This is a genomic window from Marinomonas sp. TW1 (assembly GCF_001625355.1).
Lineage (GTDB): Bacteria > Pseudomonadota > Gammaproteobacteria > Pseudomonadales > Marinomonadaceae > Marinomonas.
Genome location: NZ_JSEE01000023.1, coordinates 26,497 through 37,375 on the forward strand (window position 1 = coordinate 26,497; position 10,879 = coordinate 37,375).

Sequence of the window (10,879 nt, forward strand, 5' to 3'; positions counted from 1 at the left end):
TATTCTTATGATGCCGTGGTTAAATCACGTAACAACAGCTTGTTTATCTCCAAAACACTTAGAGCACTTGCTTCATTCACTCGCTCAGAAAAAGATTCCGCGTTCACCTGAGCATCATTTGTGGCGTCCAACGTTATCTCTACAGGGATAACAATCGTTTCACCATTTTCATCGACGGCCATAACACGTAGTTGAAGCTGATCTATATCACCAAGTAAAGACCGATCTAAACTCAAGCGCCCCGTCTCAATGTCATACTCCACGCCTTCTGGTAAACTAATGCCATCCGCAGACATCACCGCCAGAATCGCCTTTTCCTCTACTGACATCACACTGTCTAATAAAGAAATTTGAATGCTGTTTATACCCTCTTGCCAGACGATGGAAGTCGATCGAGAAGCTTGCAGTGATACGCTAGGTTCCGGCTGAGTCGAGGGAAAGTTACTTTGAAATGAGCGTTCAACAGAAGAGAGAGCTGGGGTAAACCCATTCGGGTTAGACAATAATGCGCTATCAGACACATCCGCAGAACGCGTCTGGGAAGCATTGGCAAAAAACTGCATGGCCGCCACCGTATTATCATCTATTGCCTCAGCGACATCATCTTGAGACCCCTCAATATTGACCGTCTCTGGCAAACTATTCACCAACCACCCCATCTCTAGCTGAGCACTTTGTCCTTTGCTATCCGTGACTTGTAGTACCAGCGTAAATGAGCCAGATTCTGTCGCTCTGCCAACAATACTTAAGCTGTCAGAATGAAACTGTAATCCCGTTGGCAAACCACTTATTTGCCAAGTCAAAACATCCTCTATCGCATCTGAAAATAAGTCACGAGGAAGATGAATATTCACTTGCTCTGTTTCCATTATATTGGGCAATTGATAGCTGCCCGACACTTGCGGCGGAAGGTTTTCAGCACTATTTAGGACAATTTCAATCGGCTCGCCCGACGCGCCCCCATCATTAATGGACAAGGTAAAGGTCAACGCGCCTACCGACGTTAATGTTGCATTTTCAAACGTAATGCTTCTCGCTAGGGCATTAACCTGATCTTGAGTCAATTCGGATGTCACGCTAATAGAAAGCGCGCCACCTTCACTGACAAACTGCCCGACAACCTCTCCTTGATACAAGAGATTACTCCCATCCTGGGAAAAGCCGCTGTCAGTTGCCAACCCAAACTGATCCGTCACATCGAGTGTCGAACGGGACAGACTCAAATTCAAACCAGAATAGTTATCTAAAACAGACATCTCTTCATCGAAAATAGTCAGTTCCGGTTCTAGCACCACCGCCTCAAAGCCAATTTCGTACAATGACGCTTCTCGACCAGTGGCATCATAAATCGCAAGTGAATCACCTTGTAGGAAAACATACCCTTCATCAGAAACAGAAAGATACTCACCCTCTGAAGAGGCTCCTGTCATGACACCAAATAACGACAGTGCCCCATTTTCGCCAATGATATAGCGATGCAAACTCCCATCAGACGCTAAAACAAATAATTTTCCACTATCCGCAGACACCACCACATCAGATAGGTTTTCAACACTGACGACGTCATTATTAATGACGTCAAACGATTGACTGTCTGCATCATAAGAATAGGTATAAATGCTGGTATCATTCACCACATAGACATACTGCCCGTCATCTGTCGCAGCCACATGCGTTATTGAGTTCAATACAGCATTATTGCCAGCCGAATCTTCGCTGCCATTACGGATGTAGGCTTTCCATGCTAGGCCTGACTCTTCTTGTTCAAACACAATGAGTGTGGGTGTGCTGAACTTAGTTGTGACAAATACATAATCGCCAGATACGCTAAGGCCGGTAGGTTGCCATAAATAAGGTTCGTTCCAGGCACTGCCTATGCTTTGCTCGTATGTTAATTCACCTGTGGCCGCATTTAGACGCATTTCACTCAAATCGGTGCTGGTAATAAAATACAAGTGGTCTCCATCTTCAGACAGCACCATGTCTTGGATGCCGCTCACTTTGCCACCATTCGTATCATAATCACTGACGATCACTTGCAGATTGGATAAAACCTTGTCTTCAGATAAAGCGTAAACAGAGATCATATCGCCGTCATTAGCCAATAAATACAGGCTTTTTCCATCTGCACTGGTGATCATTTTATCCACTGAATTCACGCCATCCACAGACGCGAGGGTAGTTTGATACTCCCATTCCTGAGCATCATCACTGAGAGTGAAAACGGCAATATTTCCGCTACTATCCGCCAAATAAAATACATTTCCGTCGCGAGAAACACTGGAAGCACTTACATCATCAAGACCTTCCGCTAAATGAAATACCTCGACCAGAGACATATCACCAGCGGCAATAAATGGATCCTTGCTCACCTCTGGCGCATCATTAACGGCTGTAATAATAATTTGCGTCATAAATACATTTGACGTCAGCCCAAATTGATCCGACAAAGTAACAGAGACATTTACCAAAGGAACTGGCGTTTCGCTGCTATTATTGTATTGAATTTGATTGAGAACATTTTGCACGTCTTCCGTGGTTGGTATGGCACCATTATCTTCTGTAAAATTGATGGTTAAAACGCCATCTATATTCGATACTGTAGCGATCTCCACACCATCTTTGGTTAAAGACGAACCATTTAAAGACAAGCCATTAGCCGCCTCGAAGGAGAAATGGTCATTTGAAGTAACAGCCGAAAAAGAAACGGTTAATTGTGCGCCATGGTAATTACCTGCCCCTTCGTTATACGCATCCATTTGTGAATCCGTCACAACGGCATTAGGAAAGATTCCCGTCCCTAGCTCATTTTCTGTATAAGCGACCTGATTCGACTGACTGTCTATCACGGGGGCAATATTAGTTTCTGCAGCCGCCGCCAAAGTAATATTCGTCGTATCAGTGTAATGCGTTGTATTTTCCCCAACGTCAGACACACTGGTGTACTCCACCACGCTTAGACTAACAGTTCGTTCACCACTGACTTCATCGCCAAAATATTTATAACCAATGCTATCAATGACATCAGCAGCATTCTCAGCAGAATCCATTAAATACAACGTCACGGTAACAACGCCATTCTCTTCTGACACCGCATAGGATGTTCCGTCGACTGTGCTCAACGTACCAGAAAAAGCCGCTAAGCTAATCTTGCCATTACCAACTTTTATCACGTCATCTTCTGTAGCATCGGTAATGGATAGCTTAACTTGCCAAATCGCCTGATCTAACTCTGTGGTTTCTATCGAGGTATCATGAAACAAATTCGTGTAATCACCACCTACTGGGAAAGTGATCTCATTGGTGGTTGTGGTAATGACAGCGGGATTATTAATGCCGACCAAATTGACGGTGACACTGATCGCGGTTTCATTGCCATCACCATCATTTACTCGAATGGAAAAACTTGGATTTTCCCCATTCGCAAGCGGGTCATTACTGGTATTTGAATAAGTAATTTGACGCAATACTTGCTGCGCTATTAATTGAGTAGTAGGGGCGACAAACGTCACGGTTAACACATCATCGACTACCGAAAAAGTCGCAATTTCACTTCCATCTTTTAAGATTTTTCCATTTTCAAGCGTTAAACCATTATTCTCTTGAAAACCATATTCATCTTCTTCCAACGCCCCCGTTTCACCTTCTTCTGATGTTTCAGACTCACGAGCAACGGTATAGCTGGCGCCTTCATAATCCTCTAACGCATCCAGCTCTGAATCACTGATCAAACCCGTTGGTAATAATAAGGTCCCTGATTCATTTTCAGTATAAGAAACGGCTGGCACATCGAAACGAAAAGATAAAATGCCATTATCCACCACAACAAATAATGTTGTGTGATCAGCACTTAGGTAAGCATGGCTGATGCTTGAGAACCTAACCCCAAGATCATTACTGAAAGCATCTATGGTTTGAACAAGTGTCAATTCTGAATTGTCATCTTGCAAGAAAACATCGATGTCTTCTCCCATAACAAAGACACCCGTTCCATCTTCTGACACCAAAATGGTTCTTGCTTCATCGGACACGGAATACGTACTCGATAACGTCAATTCACCAACATCATTGTAAGTCATGACCAGTAAGCTAGAGCCATCATTGTTATTAAGAGCGTATACGGTTTGGCCATCTGCGGAAATTTGGACTGAGTTAATAAAATACAACTCATCTTCTCCAGCCACCGAATTGACATAACTTAATGTGCCATCATCGGCCACCGAAAACTGAGTCACAATGCTTGACTCACCACTGCTTCCTACAATCAAAGTCGTGCCATCGGCACTGATTGCAATACTGTTCGTACCAGAGAGTCCAGACACACCATCCGTTTCATTGCTGTATTGCGCAACCAAAGAAAGCGTCCCATCCTCTTCTTTTGACAGTACTAAAACCTGATCACCTCCCGAGACATATAAATAGCCATTGGAAGCTTGTATATCAGACACGAAATCAGAAATGCCATCGATACCAAAGCCGCTGATCTCTGTACTGCCTAAGTGTGTCAGCTCGCCCGTCTCCGCATTGCGACCAAACACCACAAGACTATTGTCACCTTCACCAAAGACATAAAGGTAGTTTTGATCTGACGACATAGAAATCAACGTTGCGCCAGCCAAACCTTCGTTCTCTATCGTTAGATCGTTTGAGCGCGTCTCTGCGTTATAGGTCGATGTGTAGTTATAATAAGTTTTCACTAAGGTTAATGAACCATCATCTTCGACTCCAAATACACTTAACACTGAGGACGCTTCTCCCCATGCACTGGAGTTACTGCTGACGGCATAAACAAATTTACCATCTTCAGAAACAGACACATCTTCTGCTGCCGCAAGTGCATAAGCATTATTGTTTGAGTCATAATCATTTGTCTTGTCGACATACTCAATGGAGGTTGACTCGACCTCTAAAGTGGCTGCGCCTGCAGCATCGAACATCACTCTCGGCTCAAGGACGCTGGAAAGTAATGAACGAGATGGTTTAGCAAACAACATAGGAATACTCCTGCTCATTGAGTCTTTTATCTGGCCCTTCATCATTTAATTAAGCGCACGTAATAATTTTGTCGAATTTCTTCTGCGATCTCTTCTAGCGAATCACTTATTTGACCTCGTCCTTCGGTAAAATTGGATGCATCGGCAAAATACAGACCGCCGTCACCGTTAGTGCACTCTCTCAATCCTGGACCGGCAATATTGGCAAATAATGTACGACCAAACTCTTTAGGGTCACCAGGTCGAACTCCAATGAAGAAAAATTTAATGTTCCTATTTTTAAAACTTCGGCAGATGTCGTGGAAACGTTGAGCAGCAAAGCTTTTTGCTGCATTCGTCCCTGTCGAACCAGTAAACTGGTTAGGATTAAAGTTGTATGAGTCTGTATCAAACCAATCGCCAGTGGTTTTTGCCAACATCACAATCACTTTCAAATTACTTTTGTCTTTACTAAAGTCGAGTGGTAACTCTGTATCTCCCCAACCTGCATTACCTCTCATACCCGGAGACAGAGCCTGCCCAGCCCAACCCATAGCAATGGCATAGTTCACATTAAATCTGGCCGTCATTTCATCAAGGCGAGCATCGATAGCATCTAAATCATTCGTCAAAGGTAATAGCGCGGCACTAGGGCAGCCTATATCAGCCACAATCCAACGAGGACCTTCAACCAGCACGCTTGGCCAAAGATCTGGGTGTGGTCCAACCCAAGTAATCGGGTCGGCACCTGGACTGCCGTTTTCAGGCAAATCATTTCGATAATAGACTCCGAATTGATTGGTAGGGGATTGATTCCAAAAGAAGTTTTCACCCGCTCCCAACCCTCGATACATACACAGCAGATTGGCCACTCGATCTGGAAAGCGAGGGTCCGCCATACTGCGTACTTGCCCCGTTCTAAATAAGCTGCGTAATTCCGGTGGGTTTAAAGCTCCAGGCGAAGCCCATCTTGATATACGATCAGGGTCGTTTTCATCAAACACATTGACGGCCTGACTATATGGCACGAGAGAAAGCCAAACCCGTTGAGCCCTTTCAGCATCGTCAGAGTCTTCACCAAAGAGGTTACGGGCAAAATTCTTCCCCGCAGTACGTAAGGCAGATAACTCAGAATCGTTTTCTAACAAAGTATTTGGCAGCATTAACGCGACTTCGGTTGGAATAGACACCACCTCAACCGTTGATGAAATGATCTGATCTTCGGCTTGTGCGCCTAGCAAATCAGACTGAACATTTAAAGTGACACTCACCGTATAAGTGGGATGATCATCAATCGAGCCTTGCGTTACCGTGATGGACGATTCTTGAACTTGATCAATGAGTCCTGAATCCATACCCAGATTATTGAGAACATAACCTTGGGCAATGGCATCAAGATCGGTTTCTTCATCATTTTCATTGCGTAACTGTATCTGTCCAATGGCTAATGCGGCGGCGTCCGTGGCGCGTTTTACCTGACTACTTGTATTCACCATCCGAGTTGTATCAAGGGCAAAGGAAACCGCAACCAGTGCTCCAACCAATGCCAGAACAATAAAGGGTAATGCCGCACCCGATTCACTTTTTAAAAAAGAGCCAAACGCTTTTTGAGTGGTTGACACAAAGGAACTTGAACAGCAGTTTCTCATCAAAAACTAAACTCTCATGGATTATTTGAAATAACGCCGTGAGAGATTAATAAAGATGATAACTATTCGCAATAAAATGATCGGTTGGCTTTATTAATAATCATTAATATTTATCAGGCCTAAAAAAACCTCTCCAATCAGACGATCAAAGAGGCTTCATAACAGCAAGATTTTCGTTTAGCTCAACTCTATTTTGCTCATTAAACCTTAAAGTAGGAAAGGGATCGTTTCTGAGATTCCGCAAGTTCAGACAACTCATGAGAGGCTTGTAGCGCCTCATTAATGGACGTCATATTTTGGCTCACAGATTGATAGGTTTGATCTGTAATACGAGCAATGTCTTCTGTCACACTTAATTGCTCATGAGAGGCCGCGGCCACCAAGGTATTAACATCTGAAATGGACTGTACGGCCTGTGAAATGTCCTCAAAAGACTCTTTCACTTGCGTTGCCAAACCAACAGATTCTTGAATCAGCTCAACATTGCTCCCCATGTTGTTATTGGCGCGCTCAGATTGCGACTGAAGCTTTTCGATGATTTCTTGAATGTTCACTGTTGATTCTTGAGTTTTCGATGCCAGATTACGCACTTCATCAGCGACAACCGCAAAACCTCGACCTTGCTCACCCGCCCGAGCCGCTTCAATCGCCGCATTCAATGCCAGCAAATTAGTTTGCTCAGAAATACCACTGATAACTTCCGTCACCGTACCAATCTCAATGGCAAATTGACGTAATTCCTCAACCAGTTGCGCCGTCTCTGAGAAAGAAGCGTTAATGCGATCCGTCAGCTCAATGTTTCTGTCCAGAGTCAGCTTACCACTGGCCGCATTTTCTTGTGCGCGTTTCGCCTCATCTTCTGCGACAACCGCTTTTTCACTGACTTCTTGTGAAGCCGAATTTAGCTCTTTTAGCGAGGAAGTAATCTGCTCAATTTGGGACAGTTCCTGTTGTGCATTGGACTGTGTCCCTTCCATCACCGAATTGAGTTGCAAAGAAGCCGAAGCAACGTTTTCTGAAATCCCATGAGACGTTTTGATCAAGTGAGAAAGCTGTTCAGACAGATCCACAAAGGACTGGTAAATACCGGTTTCTTTGCCGGTTTTAGCAAAACGCTGAGTCAGATCCCCTTTCGCCATCACTTCAATTAACTCCGCGATGTCTTGCGGTGTACCGCCCACAGGTTTGAGCACCAGTTTATTGATCACCACATACAAAATACCCAAGGCAAGCAATATACTGATCACCCCTAGCATCAACGCAAAGATCAGCTGTTTATTGGCCGCCGCGTAAATGTTGTCGTCCTCAGCCAACACGACAAACTGCCAACCCACCGTATCCAGCTCACCCCAGAACCCCGTCAAAGACACATCACGATCAAAGTTTTTCACAAATATGGTGTAGTTCAGTTCGCGGTTATCTTTCCCCAAACCTTTATAATATGGTTGTAATTCAAACAGGTTCTTACCGATGTCATCAGGATTAGGCGACACCAATAAAGTACCGTCAGACGTGTATAAGTACATGCCAGCGCGCTCGGCATACTGTTCCAATACTGCGCTTAACAATACCGTCGAAACGACGGCAAAACTGTCGTTTACTTTTTGCACCATTGCCACGATTTCATTGCCCGTTAATTGTGATTTAAACGGTTTAGAAACAAATTCGGTCTGACCATCACGAAAGATCGCGTTGTAAAAAGAACGATTGAGTGCCTTAGCATTGAAGTTGAATTTTTTCCCCTCAGGACCACCGTATAACTCGCCTTCTTTGTTTAAAATGGCAATAGAGTCTGTGATACCTTGTTGGGAACGAGTGAGTGCGTCCAGTTGGGACAACGCATGGTCGGATAGGTGATCGGACTCAATATCATCATAATTGAGTTCGATCGAGGTGAGCATTTTTTGATAACCCTTAATACGAGCGGTTAACTCGGCGGAAATCGTTTCATTCTGCGCCTTTAATATGGCCTTATTTAAGGTCACAGACTCACTTCTAAAAGAAGCGTAGTTAATGGCTGTAAACAAGCCAACAATGACCACAATAATGGCACCCAGCGTACCAAAAATTTGTTTTTGAAACCTATTCATAGACCCAGATACCTTCTGCTTTAAACACCCACAAAAAGAAACGTCAAACGACTGACAGATTCTTTAAGGCCATTGTCGTCACACACAACAATGGTCACCCTCTCAAGTTATACTAGAAACCCAGTATCAGCATAAGTAAAAATCTGTAAGCGATCAGTACCTAGGTCAATCAATTCGTATTTTTAGCCTTATCTGTCTTTTAAGATAAAGCTCGATGTCACCTCGTAAGTTTGTTCCGCTGCTCCTGACAGATCTCCCGTTAAGGCACCCAGCTTATTCGATGTCGAATCGTTGTTCGCCGATACTCTCACTATTTGCTCTACATGCTGTGCAATGCCTGTCGCTTCTTGCGCCTGCTTAGCAACCAACTCGGCCAGCCCTTCCAAACGTTGCTTAGCCATTTTGGCATCTACTTCGAGCTGACTGAGTGGCGTCACCACGTTTTCTATCTGCTTCACACCTAAACGCATTTTCTCCTGCCCTTGCGACATTTCCACAGAAATTTGTGTGGATAACGAACTGATCTGCGTAATGATGGTGTCAATTGAGCTGGTGACTTCTGCGGTATTATTGGCAAGGTTACGTACTTCATCCGCCACCACCGCAAAACCGCGACCACTTTCACCGGCACGAGCGGCTTCAATCGACGCATTCAGAGCCAGCAAGTTTGTTTGTTCTGCAATATCACGGATACTGTTCACAAACCCTGTTACCTGAGCCGAGCTTTCGTTCAATTTGGCAACCGAGCGAGCAGTCTCTTCAATATAAGCGGCCACATCCGTGATGTCTGTCGACGCTTGCGTAATGATACTTTTACCCTGTTTAGCAAGATCGTGAGCAGACTCCGCTTGCTGGCGCGATGCACTGGCATGTTCCACCATAATGCCCGCACCCTCAGACAAAACACTCACGGCAGTTTGAATATCCGCGGCCATGTCCATTTGTGAGGATGACCCCTGTTGCACATCGTTAACACTGCCGCGAATGTCATCCACCGCGAGCACAACAGTTTTGGCGCTGGAATCAATTTTACGCACCAAATCCGCCAAACTGGTTCGCATGCGATTCAAACTGGTCACCAAATGACCCAGTTCGCCAGAATACGTTTGAGTAAATTCGTTAGATAAGTCGCCGTGAGCCACTTTATCAAGGAAAGCAATAATATGGTTAAGAGGGGTTACTATACTGCGGGTAATGAGAGTCGACATCACGCCCCCAACCAACAAAGCCACTAACCCTAAACCAATCATAAGATAGATCGCCAACTCAGAATCCGCTAACACACTTTGTTGTCGTGACTGCATTTCACTGCGCTGTCGCTCTGCCAGAGTATCGGCCTCATTTAAAAAGGTCTGTAATTGCGTGCGAGTATTGCCCGCCATCAAAGCTTTCGCTTGCGCCAGCTCGCCAAACTCAAGCGCTTCAACCGTTTCTTGTAGAGCGTTTTGATAAATGACCTTTTGCTCTTTCAAAGCGGCAATCAATGTCATATTTTGCTTTGTTCGAACCAGCCCAGCCATGATCTCTAAGTTGTTATCAAGACTTTTATTCCGAGCATCTATCTCTTGATAGATAGCAACTCGCGCATCTCTCTCTTCTAAAACGAACAACAACAAAAGTCGGCTCGCCAAACTTTCCGCATCCAAGTTCAGCTCACCACTGAGCTCAACCAACGCCGCATTTTCATCAACAATACTACGAATATTGCCGGACAAGGCTTGAAAGCGTGTCACAGACAAAAGTACAACAAGCGTAAGCAAAGCCAGCAACACCAAGAAACTGGTTCTCAGTCTTCCTTTAATGGTCGCAAATCCCAGCATTAAAACGTCTCCTAACAGAATACCCAATATGACGACAAGACCACGGCTAGTCGGTTTTAAGATTAGACGTTGATCGGAGAATTTTCTTACAAAAAAGGCAATCTATTTAAAATTGCCTTCAAAAAAATGATTTTGCTTTAACGTAAACGCCTGAAAGGAAGAGTATAAGCAATCAAAAACAACAAAGCAGCACAAACCACGACACTTGGCCCCGTCGGTGTGAGGTTGCCACAATAAAACGGATAAAATAATTAAGAGGCATACTGAGCCTCATAATCAACTGGCGCTACGTAATCTAAAAATGCATGACGCCGCTTTCGGTTATAAAATACTTCAATGTATTCAAA

Annotated in this window: 5 protein-coding genes; all 5 read right to left on the reverse strand. The window is 44.3% G+C overall.

The features are described 5' to 3' along the window. Positions 1 to 5: 5 nt before the first annotated feature. The 5 genes from OA79_RS17245 to OA79_RS18635 all read right to left on the reverse strand — a co-directional run bounded on the left by OA79_RS17245 (position 6) and on the right by OA79_RS18635 (position 10,870). Positions 6 to 4,994, reverse strand: coding sequence for a beta-propeller fold lactonase family protein (locus OA79_RS17245; RefSeq protein ID WP_063334456.1), 4,989 nt, complete (start codon positions 4,992 to 4,994; stop codon positions 6 to 8). Between the two features lie 41 nt (positions 4,995 to 5,035). Next, positions 5,036 to 6,595: a TadE/TadG family type IV pilus assembly protein gene (locus OA79_RS17250; protein ID WP_231908908.1), complete on the reverse strand. Its 1,560-nt coding sequence runs from the start codon at positions 6,593 to 6,595 to the stop codon at positions 5,036 to 5,038. A 227-nt stretch (positions 6,596 to 6,822) separates the two neighbouring features. After that, entirely contained in the window at positions 6,823 to 8,712 is a 1,890-nt protein-coding gene (locus OA79_RS17255; protein ID WP_063334458.1) for a methyl-accepting chemotaxis protein, read from the reverse strand. A 188-nt stretch (positions 8,713 to 8,900) separates the two neighbouring features. Continuing rightward, a complete protein-coding gene (locus tag OA79_RS17260) occupies positions 8,901 to 10,532 on the reverse strand; it encodes a methyl-accepting chemotaxis protein (RefSeq protein ID WP_063334459.1) in 1,632 nt (543 codons plus the stop codon). A 251-nt stretch (positions 10,533 to 10,783) separates the two neighbouring features. Further along, on the reverse strand, positions 10,784 to 10,870 hold the full coding sequence (locus OA79_RS18635) for a hypothetical protein (RefSeq protein WP_442919194.1): 87 nt from the start codon (positions 10,868 to 10,870) through the stop codon (positions 10,784 to 10,786). Positions 10,871 to 10,879 lie beyond the last annotated feature (9 nt).

Coding starts and splice junctions, on each gene's coding strand:
- OA79_RS17245 (WP_063334456.1), bottom strand. CDS start 4,994: ATGTTGTTTGCTAAACCATCTCGTTCATTACTTTCCAGCGTCCTTGAG.
- OA79_RS17255 (WP_063334458.1), bottom strand. CDS start 8,712: ATGAATAGGTTTCAAAAACAAATTTTTGGTACGCTGGGTGCCATTATT.
- OA79_RS17260 (WP_063334459.1), bottom strand. CDS start 10,532: ATGCTGGGATTTGCGACCATTAAAGGAAGACTGAGAACCAGTTTCTTG.